The organism is Marinobacter excellens LAMA 842, assembly GCF_001574445.1.
Taxonomy (GTDB): Bacteria; Pseudomonadota; Gammaproteobacteria; order Pseudomonadales; family Oleiphilaceae; genus Marinobacter; species Marinobacter shengliensis.
The window spans coordinates 25754-44131 of sequence record NZ_LOCO01000030.1 but is presented as its reverse complement, the minus strand read 5'-3'; the positions used below and the strand labels follow the sequence as shown (position 1 = coordinate 44131).

Genomic DNA, 18378 nt, shown 5'->3' with positions numbered 1-18378 from the left:
GGGCAGGATCAAGGGCAGTGGTTGGATAACAAGAGCCGTATGAATCGAGAGGTTCACGTACGGTTCTGTGAGAGGCTTTGGGGGTGGTTCCCAGGGCCTACTCGACCGCAGGCGCCGCTTAACATTCAGCGTTAAGTTTTCTAGGAGAGGAGAAATGTCGCAAAAATTACTACTAGGAGCTTTCCTCTTCTGGATTTCGATTCCTGGGGCCTCCTCAAACCCGGGGCGGTTCAGGTGCCGTACGTTGAAAATGATAGCGAAATTTTTCTCAAGACGGTCATCCCCAGTCGCAAGGCCACCAAGAAATTTCTAGGGAGGTAGCATGGCTAAGACCAAATTAGATCCCGAAGAGCAAGAACTGCTGGAGGCTTACGAGTCCGGAGAGTTCGAGTCAGATCTGGATGCCGATCGTCGGGAGTACTTGGCGAAGGCAGCGGAAGAAACGTTCAAGAAGGACAAGCGAATCAATATACGCATCTCCAGTCGAGATCTGGAAGCACTGCAACGTCGAGCCCTGGAAGAGGGACTTCCTTACCAGTCTCTGGTTTCCAGTGTACTGCACAAGTATGTCTCCGGCGGTCTCAAAGACATCTGTGCCAACAAGTCGGGCCAGCGGACGCGCTAAAGCGCGCCACCGCCTTCTGCGTTAGCCAGGAAAGACAGCACGGTAAAAACGATACTTCTTGGAAATGCTGACGCTGGTAATAGCACTCTCGCAAAGAGATTAGTTGCCAAACAGCCAGCCCCTCGCCTTTCTCTTGATGAGGTGCATTTCACAACGGGGCGCAGCGGCGCCCGATCCAAGCTAGCATCACGACTGATGCTCATAATTGTTAGCTGAAACAGAGAAAGCATCGTTTGGCTGTGGCAACCTCTGCGAACGGTGTACTTCAGGGAAGAGTAGTATTTATGTCAGGAGCAGAGTGTCGCGAAACAAGTCCGCAAACAATTTCCGTAAGTCAGCGAAGCCCTGCTCTGGGCTTTAGTGTGTCATACAAAAAAAGCATTCCGATCCCCGGCCTGAAACCAATGTCCCGTGAGGAGCTGGGATATCCGGGAGTTGGCCGTTGGACACGCAGTGCGCAGGCAACAGGATCAAAGATACAGTATCTCATCGGGCTGTTTTTTCTGCTGTTGCCACTGACTGTCTACGCGGTAACGCTGGGCAACTATTTCCATCCTAATCTGTTGTGCGGTCCGTTTTTCGGGATTTGCATGCTTTCCTCTCGACTGAACACCACACGGAAGCTGCTCAAATACGGAACCACATTGCTAAAACTGGATACGGAACCTGAGGTTGGTGGCAACGCTTCAGGAATCATACGTTTTCTGAAGCCTCTGCGGGGAAACCAGTCAGTGGAGGTGAAGCTGGTTTGTTATAAGAAGGACGCAATCGTTAGTAATAATAATTCGTCGCGTGACGCTGAATACTGGAGCATAAAGCAGCAGATTCGGGTGAAGCCCGACGGCAGGGAGCGTGTTGTGCCGTTCAGTTTTGATGTGCCTTCAGGACTGCCCGTTAATGACCTACCATGTTACTACTGGCTACTGGAATTGCGGGGGACGCATGGTCAGAAAAGTCTGTATCGCTCCTGGCGCATGCCGATCGACTCAACCAATAGTGACCGCTCCGAATCGGGCTGAGAGGCCACGCGAAGTGGTGATTCCTTGCTCCCGGACTACCCTAGAAAAGTGCGGGGTATGTGAAGACAAGGTCGCCGCCGGGATTGAACGGGCGATGAGCATTCCCCTGCTTCACATTGCAGACGCCACCGCCAAAGTCCTCAAAGAGAATGGGGTAACCTACGTCCGGCTGCTGGGCACACGATTTACGATGGAACAGACGTTTTACCTTAGTCGTCTTCAGGATCATAGTTAGTTGCCCTCACTCGGTGCTTCGATTTTGACGGCCCGATACGGCTCCCCCTCCTCAGTCTGCAACTGATAATCATAAGCCGCCTGCAAGCCGGTTTCGTCCTCGCCCTGCTCTTCTGCGCTCGGTTCAAGGGAGCGCGGGTAAAGCGGCGACAGCAGTGCCGCCAGTATGCCGATGGCGGCAAACATGGCAAACGCATCCGCATAACTGAACTCGTTCACCAACATACCCACGATGGGCGAGCCGACGGCCTGGCCAAGGGATACCGATATAAAGGGTAACACCGGCCCCACAGACAACCGGCCGGGTAGCAGGCGGATGCCGGTCATCAGGTACAGGCCGGTCAGGCTCATGTAGGCCAGGCCGAATACCAGGGCGGAAAACACCGCAATCACTATATTGCCGGGGCTGGCTGCCAGCAGGGCCAGGCTGGCAGACAGCATCATCAGCATCAGGGCCTGGGTGATGGGTGGGTTGTTGCGATCGGCAAGGTCTGCAACCACGGCACCGCCCAGCCCAGCCAGGCCTACCCCCAGCCACAGCCAGCCGGTGGAACCCGATGGCAAGGCTCCCACGGTAACCGCCAGGTCCGGCGCAAAAATCCAGTACGCGGCAGACACAAAGCCCATCACGAAGGCGAACAATGAGAGCCGCAGCAGGCGCACCCACTGCAGGGTAGTAATGGCAGGCGGCGGCGCTGCGTTCGCCGGCATGACTCGTGAAACCGAGGGGATTAAATACCAGGTTGCCAACACCCCGATAATGGCCAAAACCGCGAAGGAGAAATAGGCATAACGCCAGGCCCCGGCCAGTAACAGAATGGCCGACGCGGCAATCACCACACCTACGCTGGTACCGGCGTTCATCACCGAGCTCACGCGCCCATGCAGGGAGCGTTTTACCAGCGCCTGCATGGCGGCGGTCAGTGCCGGCATCATCAGGCCGGTGCAGATACCACAAGCGACTACGCCCACACCCAGCGACAAAACGCCCGCCGCCTGGCTGATCAACACCAGGCCCACCGCACCAAAGCCCCCAGACAGCGCCGCCGTGTTGCGGGCGCCCAAGCGATCAGCCGCCAGCGGCGCGACCAGGGTAGCCAGGATAAAACTGATGAGGGGAAGCGCGCCGATGATGCCGATCATGTCTGGCGAGAGTTCCAGCTCCGCCCGGATCGGCGGCACGAACAAGCCGAAGGCAAAGCGGGCCAGCCCGAAGCTGATGGCTATCAGGGCGGCACCCAGTAGAGCAAACGAGGTACTTGAAGGAAACTTCATGTCACCTCCGGCAGGCTACTGTAAATTTACGGCGGCACTACACAGCGTCTGGCAACGTTGCCACCAGGAAGTCCACCAGCGCCCTCACCTTGGGCGTAACAAACTTGCGGGTGGGATAAACCGCATACACCCCCAGCTCGGTAGAGCAGTATTCCGGCAGCAACTCCACCAGCCTGCCCGAGTCCAGATCATCACGCAACAGGAAGCTCGGCTGGTACACCACCCCCTGGTGAGCCACCGCGGCGGCGCAACAGGTATCACCGTTGTTGGCGTACATCCACGGGCGTACCCGCGCACTGACCGGCCCCTCCGGCCCCCGAAACTGCCATGCGTTACCGCTGGCCAGGATGCTGTATGCAATGACCTTGTGGTGCATCAGGTCTTCCGGCGTTTCCGGGGCTCCGTGCGCCCGGATGTATTCGGGAGAGGCGCACACCATCAGCCGGGTGTTGGTGAGGCGACGGCTCACCAGGGTAGAGGTTCGCAGGCTGGCAATACGAATGGCCAGGTCAAAGCCTTCTTCAACGATATCCACTATGCGATCAGACAGCTCGATGTTCAGTTCCACATCCGGAAACCGGGCGTGGAACTCACCCCAAAGCGGGGCCAGGTGTCGAATACCGAAACTCACCGGTGCGTTGATGCGCAGCACCCCTTTGGCCACGCTGGTGCGCGAGGTCAGTTCTGCTTCAGCCTCTTCCACCCCCGCCAGCAGTTCCCGGCAACGAACGTAAAACACCTCCCCTTCCGCTGTCAGGGACAACCGCCGGGTGGTGCGGTGTAGCAGCCGCACGGTAAGGCGCGATTCCAGCTCGTTGATGTACCGCGACACCGCAGCCTTGGACATACCCATGGTCTCGGAGGCGGCGACAAAACTGCCGGCTTCCACAACGGCGCAGAAGGTCTGCATTTCCAGTAAACGATCCATCCTGTTGTTCCATTTTTTGAAACAGTCAATCTATTAAACGCATATTTATCCCAAAAATAGATCCCCGTAAAGTAGCCCCATACTCAACCACACAGAAGGAAACACGATCATGAACAACGCACTCATCAACAAACTGCTCAATACCAACGCTGGCTGGGGCGCCCTCGCCCTGCGTATTCCGGTAGGTATTATCTTTGCCGCCCACGGTGCCCAGAAGCTGTTCGGCTGGTTCGGAGGCTATGGCCTTGAAGGCACCGGCCAATGGATGGATTCTATTGGTTTAAGCCCGGGCTACCTGATGGCCCTGCTGGCCGGCGGTACGGAGTTCTTCGGCGGTCTGGCGCTGATCATCGGCCTGCTGGTTCGCCCTGCCAGCGCGGCTCTGGCCTTCGCCATGGTGATTGCCATTTTCAGCGTGCACATCCAGAACGGCCTGTTCATGAGCAACAATGGCTACGAATTCGGACTGGCCTTGCTGGCGGCTTCTGTTTCGCTGATGTTCAGCGGAGCCGGGCGCGCATCGGTTGACCGGCTTGTGGCCGCTCGCTAAACAGTACGCCGAACTCAACCCAAAGGAGCAACGCGCCATGACCAGTCTGTTCGTATCCCACGGCGCCCCCACCTTTGCACTGGAGCCGGGCCTGGCAGGCCCGGCCCTCACCCGGCTGGGGCAGCAACTTCCGCGGCCGGCTGCTGTGCTGGTGGTGTCGCCCCACTGGATGACACCCGAGGTGCGGGTAGGCCTTGCCGAAACACCGGCAACCATCCACGACTTCAACGGCTTCGAACCCGCGCTTTATGAGCTCGAATACCCGGCTCCCGGCCACCCGGCTTTTGCCAGAAAGGCGCTTTCTCTTCTTGAGAAAGCGGGCTGGAAGCCCGTCGCCGACGCCCAACGCGGCCTCGACCACGGTGCCTGGGTGCCGTTGCGGCATCTTTACCCGGATGCGTCCGTGCCGGTATTTCAGGTATCCCTGCCGGATTGGCTCGACAGCCACTCTGCCTGGCGCCTGGGCCAGACGCTCGCCCCATTGGAAAAAGAGGGTGTTCTGATCGTTGGCTCCGGCAGCCTGACCCACAACCTGTATGAGGTCCGTTGGCGCGACGAACAGGCAAGCGAATACGCCCGGGACTTCAGCCACTGGATTCGGGAAGCGGCGATTGCCGGCGATCACGAGCGGCTGGTAAACGCCCTGACCCTGGCTCCCCATGCTCGCCGCGCACACCCCACCGTTGAGCATTTCCTGCCGCTACTGGTTGCCCTTGGAGCTGCTGATTCCAATGCCCGGGCCACGGTTATTGAAGGTGGCATTGAGCACGGGGTGCTTTCGATGGATTCGTTTGTTTTCTGAGGGGCGGCTCCACACTGCATCCGAAAATTCCCGGTCGGCTTGAAAAGGGCCGACTAAAACCCGTTCAGAGTCCCCGTTTCTGCTCGTACATTTTCGAATCGGCGCGCCCAAGCAGGTTGCGCGCCGTGTGGCCGTCTTCGGGGTACAAGGCAACACCCACGCTGAGGGAAATCAGCACCCTCTGGCCTCCCAGCACCATGGGCGCGGCCATTACCTCGCGGATTTTGCCAACGGCAGCCTCCGCTGCGGCAAGATCGCCGATGTCGGTCAACAACACGGTGAATTCGTCACCGCCCATACGCGCAACGGTGTCTGTTTCGCGGGTGCACTGTTCCAGCCGGCGGGCGGTTTCGATCAGCAGCTGGTCGCCTGCCTCATGGCCCAGGTTGTCGTTGATCTGTTTGAAATCGTTGAGGTCCAGATACAACAGCGCCACCTGGCTGTTATGCCGGCTGGCTGATTTGAGGGCGGTTTCCAGCCGATCGTAAAACAGTGATCGGTTGGTCAAACCCGTCAGTGGGTCGTGGTGTGCAAGAAAACGCAGGTGATCTTCCGCGCGCTTACGCTCGACAACGGTCGCAACCTGGGCGGCAACGAACTGAAGCAGCTCCTGGTCCTCAGCGCGGTAATGGGTGTGTTCTGAATGGCTCTCAATCACCAGCGCGCCCAGTACCGACTCGTTTGAGATCAGGGGCACACCCAGCCAGTTCATGGGGCCCGGCGATTTCAATCCATCCATCGTTATCGCCCCAAGACCCGGTTGATAGGGATCCCGTGAGGTCAGTATGGCCTGTCCGGAGCCGATCACCTCGGCCAGCGCGGTGCCGGGTTGCATCGAGCCTTCAATCCAGTCATTGGAGCCATCGACTGACCAGTCCGGAACGGTCAACACCGCCTTCACCGGATCATAGAAAACCAGGTGCAGATCGTTGTGCGGAAACAGCTCTGTAATCACCTGCCGCACACCGTCGCAGATCCCACGCAGGCTATCGGCAGCGTGTGTGGCTTCCGATATTCGGTAGAGCGCATCCCGGGTTTGATTGGTGCGCCGCAGAGACGTCACATTGCGGGCCAGGCCAATTCGCAATCGGTCGTCTTCTGACCAGCGCGCAGACCATAATATATGAACCGCATGGCCCTCTTTATGGAGGTATCGGTTTTCAAAGTTGGTGTGGGCCTGGCCCTGCATAACGCGCTTGGCTTCTGCGCGGGTGCGCTCACGGTCATCGGGATGAAGGTAATCGAAAATCAACGTGCCGATCATTTCAGAGGCGGTGTACCCCAGCAGTGCCTCGCAGGCGTCGCTGACAAACACAATGTTCCCGAATTCATCCACAACGAATACTGGATCCAGCAACAGATTAACCAGCTTGGGATACAGGGTTTCAAGATCGACAGGCATAGGCGCAGCCATTTACTTCACATGTGAAAGTATATTTCACTAGCATAATCGGGAATGGGCGCAACGGATAGCCACTTATACGCCAGAGGGCAAACACGCAAAGCCTGCCTAATCTCAGCTGATCAACTGGCGGACGGCAGGTTGCCCCCGAGCATGTTTTCAACCACGGCGGCGTTATAGAAGGTTTCCACCGTGTGTATTTTGTCATTCCGGACACGAAACCAGACCGCAAGCCGCACGTCTCCGATCGGTTTGAAGTGGGTCTGGTAGTCCAGAATGGCGTAAACGTGCTCGCCGTCAGCGCTGAGCTGGCGAATAACCAGGTCTTTCTGGATGGCCGCCATGCCGAATTGGTACGCCAGCATGTCGTCGGGCCGGAGGAAACGCATGTTCGGCCCCACATATTCAAACCCCTCTTCAACCAGCAAGGCCTTTGCCTCATCAAAACGCTGGGCCTGAATGTCTGAAATGAACTGCGCCACGATGTCTTTGGGCTGCATGAATAGACTCCGTTTTCAGAGTAGAGAGGATTCAGTACCTGAATCTACCAATTAGTGCCTCAACATGTCAGTGCTATTTGAGCGACTCATCTGGCGCGCGTAAAGAGCACATCCGACAAAAGAATGATCCCTACAGCATGCGTTTTTCCATTTGATTGCTAAGCTTGTGATGACCCAAAAATAATAAAGGAGAACACCATGTTAGACAGAGCATCCAAACCCTTTGTCAGTCTGGTGGAGAAGTACCTGCCAGACCCCTACCTGTTCGTTATTATCCTCACGCTACTGTCGTTCATCGCCGCCATGATCTTTGAAGGCCATGGCCCGTTGGCGGTGATCGAGATGTGGGGTAATGGCTTCTGGAACCTGCTGACGTTCTCCATGCAGATGCTGCTGGTGCTGGTTACCGGGTTTATGCTGGCCAGCACACCACTGGTGCGCGGCATACTCAACCGGATTGCAGGCCTGGCAAGAACGCCTGGGCAGGCGATTGTGCTGGTTACCTTCGTGGCCCTGATTGCCAGCTGGATCAACTGGGGGTTCGGCCTGGTGGTGGGGGCGCTGTTTGCCAAAGCCCTGGCTCGGCAGATTCGGGTGCACTATCCGCTGCTGATCGCCAGCGCCTACTCCGGGTTTATCGTGTGGCACGGCGGGCTGGCGGGGTCCATTCCGCTGGTAATTGCCACCGATGGCCACTTCACGGAAAACGTGATCGGCGTTATCGGTACCAGCGAGACCATTTTCGCGTTTTTTAACCTGGCCATCGTGGTGGCCCTGTTTATCGTGGTGCCGCTGGTTAACCGGCTCATGTTGCCCGAGGAACGAGACAGCGTGTACGCAGACCCGAAAGTGCTGGACGACGAGCCAGACACTGCCGTTGTGATCAATCGCCCGGCGGACCACCTGGAAAACAGCAGGATTCTGGCGTGGCTGATTGGCTTCAGCGGCATCGCATTCATCTTCCAGTATTTCATTAACGGTGGCGGCCTGAACCTGAACATCGTCAACTTCATGTTCCTGTTCCTGGCAATCATTCTACACCAGACTCCCAAACGCCTGCTGGCCAGTCTGAACGAGGCGGTTAAAGGTGGTTCCGGCATCGTGATTCAGTTCCCCTTCTATGCAGGCATCATGGGGGTTATGACTGCATCCGGCCTGGCCGCCAGCATTTCCTCGGGCTTCGTTTCCATCGCCAGCGCGCAAAGCCTGCCTTTCTGGAGCTTTATCAGCGCGGGCCTGGTGAACATCTTTGTGCCGTCTGGGGGTGGGCAATGGGCGGTGCAGGCGCCGGTCATGCTGCCAGCTGCCCAGGAACTGGGTGCCGATATCCCGAGGGTTGCCATGGCGGTGGCCTGGGGTGACGCCTGGACCAACCTGCTGCAACCTTTCTGGGCCCTGCCCGTGCTGGCGATTGCCGGGCTGAAAGCCAAAGACATCATGGGCTATTGTCTGATGCTGCTGTTTATTACCGGCGCCATCATTAGCATCGGCCTGACCTGGCTTTAACGCCTTGCCGGCTGTTGGCAAACCACTTTGTCAACAGCCGGCCAAGTCGGATTCAGCCAAGGTTCTTTTTCAGGAATTTCTGGATTTCGCCGACGATCCCGCTGCGGAACGCCAGTACGGTGAGCACGAAGATACCGCCGAGGATCGGGTTCACCCAGTCCCGCAGTGGCCCCTGGGACAACTGGTATTCGATGTTGACCACAAAGGTGGCGCCCACCACCGGGCCGAGCAAGGTACCCATGCCGCCGACCAGTGTCATCAGGATGACCTCACCGGACATGTGCCAGTGGGCGTCGTTGAGCGAGGCCAGCTGGAACACCACCGATTTCATGGAACCAGCCAGGCCCGCCAGTGCCGCCGAAATCACGAACGCCAGCACTTTGTAGCGGTCCACGTTGTAACCGAGTGACACCGCGCGGGGTTCGTTCTGCTTGATGGCCTTGAGCACCTGACCATAGGGGCTGCTGACAATGCGCTGAACCAGCAGGTAGCAACCGATAAACACGGCCAGCACGAAGTAGTACATGTTCAGGTTTTTCGACAGGTCAATCAGCCCGAACAGGTGGCCCCGGGGGATGCCGTGCATGCCATCTTCACCGCCGGTAAATTCCGACTGAACAAAGAAGAAATAGACCAGCTGGGCCAGGGCCAGGGTGACCATGGCAAAGTAGATGCCTTGCCGGCGAATGGACAACAAGGCGAACGCCAGGCCCAGTGCCGTTGCGACCAGCGTGCCTGCAATAATGCCCACTTCTGTGGTCAGGCCTGAATAATTGCTGAGCAGGTAACCGGTGGTGTAGCCGCCGGTGGCGAGAAACGCGGCATGGCCAAAGGACAACAGCCCGGTAAAACCGAACAGCAGGTTAAAGGCCACCGCAAAGAGTGCGAAGCACAGGATCTTCATCAGGAAGACCGGGTACATCGCGAATGGCGCCGCCAGCAGCAAGAGCAGCAGTACGCCGTTGAGGAGCATCTTCCGGCGATCCTGGGCCTTTTGCTGGTCGATGATCGCCTTTCGCACGTCGGCGGGATTAAAGGATTGGCTCATGATTATGCTTCCTTACCGAACAGGCCTGAGGGTCGGAACATCAACACCACCACCATGACCAGGAAAATAACGGCAGACGACGCGGGTGGATAAAAGGTTTTGGTGAGGCCTTCAATCACGCCCATCATAATGCCCGTGATAATCGCCCCGCCAATGGAGCCCATACCGCCAATCACCACCACGGCAAACACCACGATCAGAGTATTGGCGCCCATGCCGGGCGTGACGGAGTAGATGGGTGCGGCAAGCACACCGGCAAAAGCCGCCAGCGCCACACCAAAGCCGTAAGTGAGGCTGACCAGCAAGGGCACGTTGATGCCAAAGCCCTGCATGAGCTGGGAATCTTCCGTGCCGGCCCGCAAATAGGCCCCCAGTTTGGTTTTCTCGATCATGAACCAGGTGCCAAAACACACCAGCAGCGCCACCACAATCACCCAGGCCCGGTAATAAGGCAGGAACATAAAGTCCAGTGTGATGCCGCCCTTGAACATATCGGGCATGGCATAGCGCAGGCCAGACACACCGTAGATATTGGTGAGCACGCCCTGAATAATCAGCGCCACCCCGAAGGTAAGCAGCAGGCTGTAAATGTGATCTTGCCCGGCAATTCGCCGCAGCAGGAAATATTCAATCAGCACCCCGAACACGCCGACCAATAGCGGCGCCATAAACAAGGCGACCCAATAGTTGACGCCCAGGGTGTTGAACATAACCACCGTCAACAGGGCACCCAGCATGTACATGGCACCGTGGGCGAAGTTGATGATCTTCAGCAGGCCGAAGATGATGGCAAGGCCCAGGCTTAACAGGGCATAGAAGGCGCCATTGATGAACCCGATCAAAAGCTGACCGGAGAGCACAGCAAGAGGGACGCCGAAAATCATGGTCATGGGTTTAACTCCACAAGCAGCACGTACGTTGGTATTGAGCTTGTTGGCTCAGTGATATGCCGGGCGCACCCTGCCCTGTTGCAGGGCGCGCCCGGCTTTCCTCAGCCTCAGTTAGTCACCAGTTTGCACTTGCTCTCAGAGAGTGGGCGGTAGGCTTCGTCGGCCGGTATGGTCCGCAGGATCTTGTAAAGATCCCATTCGTTCTTGGACTCCGCCGGCGTTTTCACCTCGGCCAGATACATGTCGTGCACCATCCGGCCGTCTTCGCGGATACGACCATTGGTGGCGAACATGTCGTTGATGGGTGTGTCCATCATCTGCTTGCGAACGGTTTGGGCATCGTCCGAGCCTGCCGCGGCTACCGCATTCAGGTAATGCAGGGTGCTGGAATAGATACCCGCATGCACCATGGTGGGCCGCACACCGGTTTCTTTCATGAAGCGGTCTGACCACTCACGGGTGTCGTCGTTCATGTCCCAGTACCACCCGGTGGTGAGCTGGATACCTTGCGCTGTGTCGACACCCAGCGCATGCACGTCGGTCAGGAACAGCAGCAAGGCGGCCAGGGTTTGGCCCGCCTGGGTAACACCGAATTCACTGGCGGTGGTGATGGCGTTGGTGGTGTCTGAACCGGCGTTGGCCAGGCCAACGACATCCGCACCGGAAGCCTGGGCCTGTAGCACGAAGGAGGAGAAATCCTGGGTCGGGAACGGATGGCGAACAGAACCGACGATCTCACCTCCGTTGGCCTCCACCACGCGGGTAACGTCTGCTTCCAGGGCGTGGCCGAAGGCGTAGTCTGCAGTCATCAGGTACCAGCTCTTGCCGCCCTCTTTAACCACCGCACTGGCGGTGCCGTTGGCCAGCGGATAGGTGTCATACACATAGTGGATGTGGTTGGGGGTGCAGTGCTCATTGGTGATGCTTGAGGCGGCAGAACCGGAGACAATGCCCAGTCTGTCGTTTTCTTCAAGGATCTTGCTGACTGCGATGGTGACAGACGAAGCCACCAGGCCGGCAACCATGTCTACCTTGTCGTTTTCCACCCATCGGCGAACCGTGCTGGAAGACGCATCGGGGTTGTTACGGTCATCGGCACTGAGGACTTCGATCTTGGCGCCGTTCACAGTGCCACCGAAATCCTTGATGGCCATCTGCAGGGCCTTGAGGCCATTGGGGCCCGCCAGGTCACGATAGGTACCAGACATATCGGCCAGGTAGCCGATCTTCACCGTATTGTCGGAAATGGCCGCCTGCGCGCCACTCACCATCAGAGCTGAGGCAACGGCTGAGGTCAGAAGCTTTTTGGTCATTGTCATTATTGTATCTCCGCTACTGTCTTGCGTTGGTTGATGTTGTTGGAGTTATTGGTTTTGTTGCACCTGTTCTATCCGGAGTTCAGACCCCCAAATAGCCGTCCAGCACCGATTGTTTGGCACTCAGTTCATCGGCGTGGATTTCTTCCACAATCTGCCCATGCTCAACCACGTAATGCCGGTCAGCCAGCGGGGCTGCAAAGTGGAAATTCTGTTCAACCAGTATGATGGTCAGGCCTTTCTCTTTGAGCGCCATCAGCACCTCGCCCAACTTTTCTACGATCACGGGCGCAAGCCCTTCTGTGATCTCATCCAGCAGGAGCATGTTGGCGCCGGTGCGCAGGATACGGGCCATCGCCAGCATCTGCTGCTCACCACCGGACAGCTTGGTGCCCTGGCTGAACCGACGTTCATACAGGTTTGGGAACATGTTGTAGATGTCTTCCAGGCTCATACCGCCACTGCGCACCACCGGCGGCAAAGTGAGGTTTTCCTGGACGTTGAGAGATGAAAAAATGCCCCGATGTTCGGGGCAATACCCCACTCCCAACCTCGCAATATGGTGCGGCGCGCACTGCATGGTTTCTTCGCCGTTGATCATGATGGACCCGGTGCGGCGGCCCACCATATTCATAATGGCCTTGAGGGTGGTGCTGCGGCCGGCGCCGTTGCGGCCAAGCAGGGTGACCAGCTCGCCACGCTTAACCACCAGGTCGACGCCATGGAGAATGTGAGATTCGCCGTAAAAGGCGTGCAGGCCAGACACCCGCAACTGTTCGTAGTCTTTCTGGGGATTCTGGCTCATTGTGCTGCCTCCGCCTGCTCGGCGGGACTGTTGCCACCGCGTTCTCCGCTGCCATCGCTGCCCATGTACACTTCGCGCACTCTCGGGTCTGCAGAGACAGCTTGATAATCGCCTTCCGTCAGCACAGCACCCTGGGCCAGCACCGTAATGCGGTCGCACAATTTGCTGACCACACTCAGGTTGTGCTCCACCATCAAGACGGTGCGGCCTGCGGCGGCCTTGCGCACCAACTCCACCACCCGCTCTACGTCTTCCGAGCCCATGCCCTGGGTTGGTTCGTCCAGCAACAGCAGCTTGGGCTCCATCGCCAGGGTGGTGGCCAGTTCCAGCGCGCGCTTGCGGCCATAGGCCAGTTCTACGGTGGTGGTGTTGGCAAATTCGATAAGGCCGACGGAATCGAGCAATTCCATGCAGCGCTGGTTCAGCCTGTTCAGGGAGGCGCCGGATTTCCAGAAGCTGAAAGACGTGCCCTCTGCGGTTTGCAACGCAATGCGGATATTCTCCAGCGCCGTCATATGGGGAAACACCGCCGATATCTGGAAAGAGCGGACGATACCCTTACGGGCAATGGCGGCAGACTTCAGGGAGGTAATGTCTTCACCGTGGTAGAGGATCTGGCCTCTGGTCGGGCTCAGGAATTTGGTCAGCAGGTTAAAGACCGTGGTCTTGCCCGCGCCATTGGGCCCGATCAGTGCATGGATATCACCCTGCCGGACCTGCAGGTTGACGTTATCAACCGCTACAAATCCTTTGAATTCCTTGACCAGGTTACGGGTCTCGAGAACGAACTGTTCACTCATGAGCCACTTCACCTTTTGTTATTGTTGTATTTAACAATCAACCCACAGATTAGATTGACGTATACGTAAACGTCAAGAACAAACTTGGTTATTTTTCCGGCGGTATGGAATAGGTCATGGTGGAGTGCGCAACGGGCTCTTCCGAGCCCTCGGAATACACAAATACTTCACCCACACCGATGGTTCGCCCCACCTTGAGAATGGTCGCCCTGGCCCAGATAGGCGCATGAGCCACGGGCTTCCTGAGGAAGTTGATATTCAGGTTGGTGGTGACGGCCAAAGGCACCAGGCCAATCTTGCTGAGCAACGCGGCATACATGGCAACATCGGCCAGCCCCATCATGGCGGGGCCAGACACGGTCCCCCCGGGGCGCAGGTGTTCTTCGTCTACCTCCAGCTTCATTTCTGCCCAGCCATCACCCAGTTCCTGCAGGGTGCCGTATGAGGCCCCCTGCGGAAACTGCTCTTCAAGGAAATAGCGCAGCTCCTCAAAGGTAATCTTCATACGGCGACTTCCTCTTTGGCCCGGTTGCGCAACACAAAGCGTTGGATCTTGCCGCTGGGTGTTTTCGGCAACTCTTCCACAAACTCGATTTCCCGCGGGTAGGCATGGGTCGACAAGCGGTGGCGAACCAGGTCCTGCAGCTCTTCCTTGAGCACGGCGTCGTCTGCCGGCTCCTGACCGGATTTGATAACCACATAAGCCTTGATGATCGAGCCACGCTTTTCATCCGGCTTGGCCACCACACCGGATTCGGCCACCGCCGCGTGCTCCAGCAGGGTACTTTCAACATCCGCTGGCCCTACGCGGTAACCTGCTGTGGTGATAATGTCGTCGTCACGGCCGCTGAAGGAGAAACTGCCATCGCCATGGCAGATCACCATGTCGCCGGTCAGGTAGTAGCCGTTCACGAACGGGTCTTTCTCGCCCCAGGTGTAGCCATCAAAATGGAACAGCGGCGACGCCTTGAGATCCACTGCCAACTGGCCGATTTCGCCCTCGCCCACTTCTTCATTTTTTTCGTTCAACGCCACTACTCTGTGGCCAGGCGATGAGAACCCCATGGAGCCCTGGCGAATCGGGTGGTCCAGGCCGTGGAAGTTGCAACAGGTCATGCCGGTTTCAGTCTGGCCATAATGATCCTTCACCGGGCAGAAGTGACGTCGAGCAATCCAGTTCACCACCTCCGGATTCAGGGGCTCGCCGGCGCTGCTGCACACCCTCAGGCCAAGATTCTCCCCTTCCGGCAGAACCTGATCGTTCGCCTTGAGCAAACGATAGGCCGTCGGCGCCGCTGCGAGGTTGGTGATCCGGTACTTGCGGATCATCTCGTAGGTGGATTCCGGGGTGAACGGATTGGGATTGAAATGGGTGGCGTGGCCCATCAGCAGCGGACCGGTTACCGCGTAGTACAGGCCATAGGCCCAACCGGGGTCTGCCACGTTCCAGAATACGTCGTCTTCGCGCAGGTCGATGGCGTATTTCATGTAAACGTAGAATGCCAGCAACGCTTTGGCGGGCACGGCTACACCTTTGGCCTTGCCAACAGTACCGGAGGTAAACATCTGCAGGAACGGATCGTTGCCAGTGATCATTACCGGCTCGCACTGGTCTGACTGCTCCGCCAACACCGCATCGAAATCGCGCACATCCGCACCGGTGGCCGCCGCGTTCAGGCACAGTACCGGCGGGCAATTTTTGACTTCTTCCAGCTTGGGGTAGTTGTCTGGATCGGTCACCACCAGCCGGGTGCTAGCCTTCTCCAGGCGATACTCGATAGCGCCGGAACCAAAGGCGGTGAACAACGGCTGGTACACCGCGCCCAGGCGCAGGGTTCCAGCAATCACAATCAGCAGCTCCGGCCCCCTGGGCAGAAGGCCGGCTACCCGGTCACCTTTGGTGACACCAAGAGACTTCAGGTAGTTGGCGAAACGTGCAGACGCGGCTTTGAGCTCAGCGAAGGTCAGGGTTCCCTCACCACCGCCGATTTTTTCGTAGTAGAGCGCAACCTTTTGCGGGTCAACGGCCCATCGGTCACAAATTTCGTGGCATACGTTCAGGCCACTCTCCAGGCGTCCGTCCAGGATGTCCGCTTCCAGTGCGGCCGCATCAAACTGGTTGTACACGTCATTGTATTGCGGAAGGCTCATCGTACACTCCGTTTGTTGTCGTTGTTGGTTGTACAAACTTCAATCAGGTTTAGCACAGCCTTCACTTTACGTAAAGGTAAACTTTTGGCTAAAGGACGACCAACAAACGGAAGTCTCCGACGGAAACTAATCCCTGTTTTAGATTATGAGCTGCGATTGAGGCGGATAGCCAAATCTCCTGGATTTGGTCGGCATCTGCCTGTTTATTATTCTCGAATCATATGACTGCTTCCGGAGAGGCTCATATGTGTTGGACGCCGGACGTGTTGAGCCCACTAATCTCCGTCATGATCCTTTCAATAACCTGTGTCCGCACCGCAGGTTTGATCCTTTCTTCTGGATAACACCTGACCAGATCAATATGACTTACGCCCTCGTGCGCATGGAACATGTGGTTTTCGACCCGTTGCGTTGCACTGCTCCCGAAAGCCTCGTTCATTTGGTGACTTTGGTCGCACCCGAGCAAGTCTCCCTGCGAGAAGAAATTAAGGCACACATCAACATTTGTCGGTACGTTACGAGGATCAAACCCCCACCGTCCGGGGAATACTCGCCCCAGCCCTCCTGCGGCGATGCTGACGAGCAGGGCAATCTCCACACCTCGTCGCTCAAGCTCGCGTGCAACCTTGACCGCATGAAACCCGCCCTGACTATACCCGAGAATCACGAGCTTCCGCCCCTCGCGACGTGATGCTTGCAAGTCATCTGATATCGCATCAACCGAGTGCAGGTGGCCGTACATTGTCACGTCTGACAACCCCTTGCTTCTAAGGTAACGCAGCAGGTTGCGCTGCATCAGTCGTCGGGCCATGAAGCCGTGAATCACCGCAACTCGCGGACCAGCGTAGCCGCTGTTTGTCTTTGGTCGGTCAGGGACCTGCAACCGTTGAACTAAGCTCAGAAGTTTTCTATCCAAGAAGCGCCACCTTGCATGCCTAACGCCCGCAATCGAGCGCTTGTCGCGTGGATTGATTTGTTATGCCACCTGAACCAAAATATACCAATTATTGGTACTAGCGAGATAGCATCATGCAAAAGAACACCAGCATCACTTTAGGCCAACATTTTGATGCGTTCATTGCGGAACAACTCAAAACTGGCCGATACAGCTCAACCAGCGAAGTTGTTCGTGCAGGATTGCGCCTGCTTGAAGAGTCCGAAACCCGCCTGACTACGCTCCGCAAACTTCTTAAGGAAGGCGAAGATAGTGGCTTTGAGGACTACTCCTATGACTCTTTCATTCGCGAACTGGACAACGAAGAGCGCTAATGCTGAATTTCAAGCTTTCCAGGAAGGCCAAAGCTGATCTCAAATCTATTGCACTGTACGCGGAGCGTAAATGGGGCCGAGATCAACGAAACCACTACATTCTCCAGTTTGACCAGTGCTTCCACCTACTGGGCGAAAACCCGAATCTGGGGCAAACCTGCGATGGGATCCGCGCGGACTACCGACAGTATCCCCAAGGAAGTCACATCATATTCTATCGGGTAGCGACCGACAGTGTCGTTGAGATTATCCGTATTCTACACAAACGCATGTTACCAGATGGGCATCTCCTTTAGGGCATAACGCCCGCCAGGGTTCGCTGGCGCACGCCTCACCTATCGGCTTTAATTATCTGAGTTACTCATTCACAACAGCCAGGCGGTACTTGCCTGCCGGAGTTTTAGCTCTGGTGTATGTCAGCAAGGTGTGGGCGTGACAGGAGGTCATCACCATGAAGCGCATCGCCATTTGCTTTGACGGCACCTGGAATCGGCCAGAGGAAAACATCGGCGAGGATTTCCCCACCAATGTTCTGCAGTTTGCCCGGGCTATTCGGCCCACGGATGATCAGGGCGTGGAGCAGGTGGTGTTTTACGGGAAGAAGACACATTCGTTAGAGCTGCGCACTCCCATCAAGTTTGTGGGTGTGTGGGATACCGTAGGTGCCCTGGGGCTGCCGTTTACCTTTTTCGGGCTGATTAAGGATAAAGACCTGTTTTATGACAGGGAGATTGGCAGCAACATCGCAACGGCCCGGCACGCGTTGTCTCTGGATGAGCAGCGGGAGGATTTTGAACCCACGCTGTGGGAGCCGAGGAACGGCACAGACATCCAGCAGGTGTGGTTTGCCGGGGTGCACTCGGATGTGGGTGGCGGCTACGGCCCGGACAAGTCGAATCAGATTCTGGCAGACATTCCGCTACTCTGGATGGCAGACGAGGCAAAGAAACAGAAACTGTTGTTCAATAACAATCTGCCCTCCCAAACCCATGTAACGGCCGAGCAGCACAATGAATACAAGGGCAAGTACCGGCTGCTGGGCAAGCTGGTTCGCACCATCCCCGTACCCGAGGCCAACCTGACCTACGTACACCCCAGCGTTAAGACGCGCTACAGCAGCGGTTACCGCAGCGAGCCGATTGAGCAGTACATCAAAAGCCATGGCCAGTGGCCACCACTCTGGGGCGGGTGATCAGCCCTTTGTGTTTCGTGCTAGTCTGGTGAGATTAACTGTAGCCCCAAGTTGGTTAATTAAAGC

General features: G+C 57.1%; 20 protein-coding genes and 1 pseudogene. 9 read left to right on the top strand and 12 right to left on the bottom strand.

Annotated features, from left to right (window positions below; all coding sequences use genetic code 11):
• The first annotated feature begins 322 nt into the window (after nucleotides 1–322).
• From J122_RS18165 to J122_RS25955, 3 genes and pseudogenes are all read left to right on the top strand, one after another.
• Nucleotides 323–625, top strand: a complete 303-nt coding sequence (locus tag J122_RS18165) for a CopG family antitoxin (protein WP_061333528.1) — start codon at nucleotides 323–325, stop codon at nucleotides 623–625.
• Nucleotides 626–909: 284 nt separating this feature from the next.
• A complete protein-coding gene (locus J122_RS24855; RefSeq protein WP_227510283.1) occupies nucleotides 910–1644 on the top strand; it encodes a sporulation protein in 735 nt (244 codons plus the stop codon).
• Nucleotides 1645–1711: 67 nt separating this feature from the next.
• Nucleotides 1712–1867 (top strand): annotated as a pseudogene (locus tag J122_RS25955) (aspartate/glutamate racemase); the annotation flags it as partial.
• An 8-nt stretch (nucleotides 1868–1875) separates the two neighbouring features.
• Here the strand turns inward: J122_RS25955 and J122_RS18150 are convergent.
• Nucleotides 1876–3153 (bottom strand): MFS transporter, encoded by a 1278-nt coding sequence (locus tag J122_RS18150; protein ID WP_061333525.1) that lies wholly within the window; start codon nucleotides 3151–3153, stop codon nucleotides 1876–1878.
• 37 nt (nucleotides 3154–3190) lie between these two features.
• Entirely contained in the window at nucleotides 3191–4081 is an 891-nt protein-coding gene (locus tag J122_RS18145) for a LysR family transcriptional regulator (RefSeq protein WP_061333524.1), read from the bottom strand.
• Nucleotides 4082–4190: 109 nt separating this feature from the next.
• Between J122_RS18145 and J122_RS18140 the strand changes: the two genes are divergently transcribed.
• Both J122_RS18140 and J122_RS18135 read left to right on the top strand, forming a co-directional pair.
• Nucleotides 4191–4631: a DoxX family protein gene (locus J122_RS18140; RefSeq protein WP_061333523.1), complete on the top strand. Its 441-nt coding sequence runs from the start codon at nucleotides 4191–4193 to the stop codon at nucleotides 4629–4631.
• A gap of 37 nt (nucleotides 4632–4668) precedes the next feature.
• Complete coding sequence (locus J122_RS18135; protein WP_061333522.1) at nucleotides 4669–5433, top strand: dioxygenase; 765 nt, start codon at nucleotides 4669–4671, stop codon at nucleotides 5431–5433.
• Between the two features lie 64 nt (nucleotides 5434–5497).
• Here the strand turns inward: J122_RS18135 and J122_RS18130 are convergent, their stop codons facing one another.
• Together J122_RS18130 and J122_RS18125 are read right to left on the bottom strand one after the other, a co-directional pair.
• Nucleotides 5498–6847, bottom strand: coding sequence for a GGDEF domain-containing protein (locus J122_RS18130; protein ID WP_227510282.1), 1350 nt, complete (start codon nucleotides 6845–6847; stop codon nucleotides 5498–5500).
• 110 nt (nucleotides 6848–6957) lie between these two features.
• Complete coding sequence (locus tag J122_RS18125) at nucleotides 6958–7335, bottom strand: nuclear transport factor 2 family protein (protein WP_061333520.1); 378 nt, start codon at nucleotides 7333–7335, stop codon at nucleotides 6958–6960.
• 198 nt (nucleotides 7336–7533) lie between these two features.
• On the opposite strand from J122_RS18125, the gene J122_RS18120 reads away from it, so the two are divergent.
• Nucleotides 7534–8841 (top strand): short-chain fatty acid transporter, encoded by a 1308-nt coding sequence (locus J122_RS18120; protein WP_061333519.1) that lies wholly within the window; start codon nucleotides 7534–7536, stop codon nucleotides 8839–8841.
• 52 nt (nucleotides 8842–8893) lie between these two features.
• Here the strand turns inward: J122_RS18120 and J122_RS18115 are convergent, their stop codons facing one another.
• The 8 genes from J122_RS18115 to J122_RS18080 form a co-directional block, all read right to left on the bottom strand.
• Nucleotides 8894–9889 (bottom strand): branched-chain amino acid ABC transporter permease, encoded by a 996-nt coding sequence (locus J122_RS18115; RefSeq protein ID WP_061333518.1) that lies wholly within the window; start codon nucleotides 9887–9889, stop codon nucleotides 8894–8896.
• A gap of 2 nt (nucleotides 9890–9891) precedes the next feature.
• The gene (locus J122_RS18110; protein ID WP_061333517.1) at nucleotides 9892–10779 is read right to left on the bottom strand and encodes a branched-chain amino acid ABC transporter permease; all 888 of its coding nucleotides are present in this window, start codon (nucleotides 10777–10779) and stop codon (nucleotides 9892–9894) included.
• A 107-nt stretch (nucleotides 10780–10886) separates the two neighbouring features.
• Entirely contained in the window at nucleotides 10887–12098 is a 1212-nt protein-coding gene (locus J122_RS18105) for an ABC transporter substrate-binding protein (protein WP_061333516.1), read from the bottom strand.
• 79 nt (nucleotides 12099–12177) lie between these two features.
• Complete coding sequence (locus J122_RS18100; RefSeq protein ID WP_061333515.1) at nucleotides 12178–12900, bottom strand: ABC transporter ATP-binding protein; 723 nt, start codon at nucleotides 12898–12900, stop codon at nucleotides 12178–12180.
• The gene (locus tag J122_RS18095) at nucleotides 12897–13700 is read right to left on the bottom strand and encodes an ABC transporter ATP-binding protein (RefSeq protein WP_061333514.1); all 804 of its coding nucleotides are present in this window, start codon (nucleotides 13698–13700) and stop codon (nucleotides 12897–12899) included. Before J122_RS18095 ends, J122_RS18100 begins: the two co-directional genes overlap by 4 nt.
• Before the next feature lie 88 nt (nucleotides 13701–13788).
• Nucleotides 13789–14205 (bottom strand): PaaI family thioesterase, encoded by a 417-nt coding sequence (locus tag J122_RS18090; RefSeq protein WP_061333513.1) that lies wholly within the window; start codon nucleotides 14203–14205, stop codon nucleotides 13789–13791.
• Nucleotides 14202–15851: an AMP-binding protein gene (locus tag J122_RS18085; RefSeq protein WP_061333512.1), complete on the bottom strand. Its 1650-nt coding sequence runs from the start codon at nucleotides 15849–15851 to the stop codon at nucleotides 14202–14204. Before J122_RS18085 ends, J122_RS18090 begins: the two co-directional genes overlap by 4 nt.
• A 241-nt stretch (nucleotides 15852–16092) precedes the next feature.
• On the bottom strand, nucleotides 16093–16767 hold the full coding sequence (locus tag J122_RS18080) for a hypothetical protein (protein WP_061333511.1): 675 nt from the start codon (nucleotides 16765–16767) through the stop codon (nucleotides 16093–16095).
• 113 nt (nucleotides 16768–16880) lie between these two features.
• Here J122_RS18080 and J122_RS18075 point away from each other — a divergent pair, with 113 nt between their 5' ends.
• The 3 genes from J122_RS18075 to J122_RS18065 all read left to right on the top strand — a co-directional run bounded on the left by J122_RS18075 (nucleotide 16881) and on the right by J122_RS18065 (nucleotide 18312).
• A complete protein-coding gene (locus J122_RS18075; protein WP_058091653.1) occupies nucleotides 16881–17120 on the top strand; it encodes a type II toxin-antitoxin system ParD family antitoxin in 240 nt (79 codons plus the stop codon).
• On the top strand, nucleotides 17120–17416 hold the full coding sequence (locus J122_RS18070; RefSeq protein WP_061333510.1) for a type II toxin-antitoxin system RelE/ParE family toxin: 297 nt from the start codon (nucleotides 17120–17122) through the stop codon (nucleotides 17414–17416). Before J122_RS18075 ends, J122_RS18070 begins: the two co-directional genes overlap by 1 nt.
• Before the next feature lie 155 nt (nucleotides 17417–17571).
• Entirely contained in the window at nucleotides 17572–18312 is a 741-nt protein-coding gene (locus tag J122_RS18065; RefSeq protein WP_061333509.1) for a T6SS phospholipase effector Tle1-like catalytic domain-containing protein, read from the top strand.
• The last annotated feature ends 66 nt before the right edge of the window (nucleotides 18313–18378 follow it).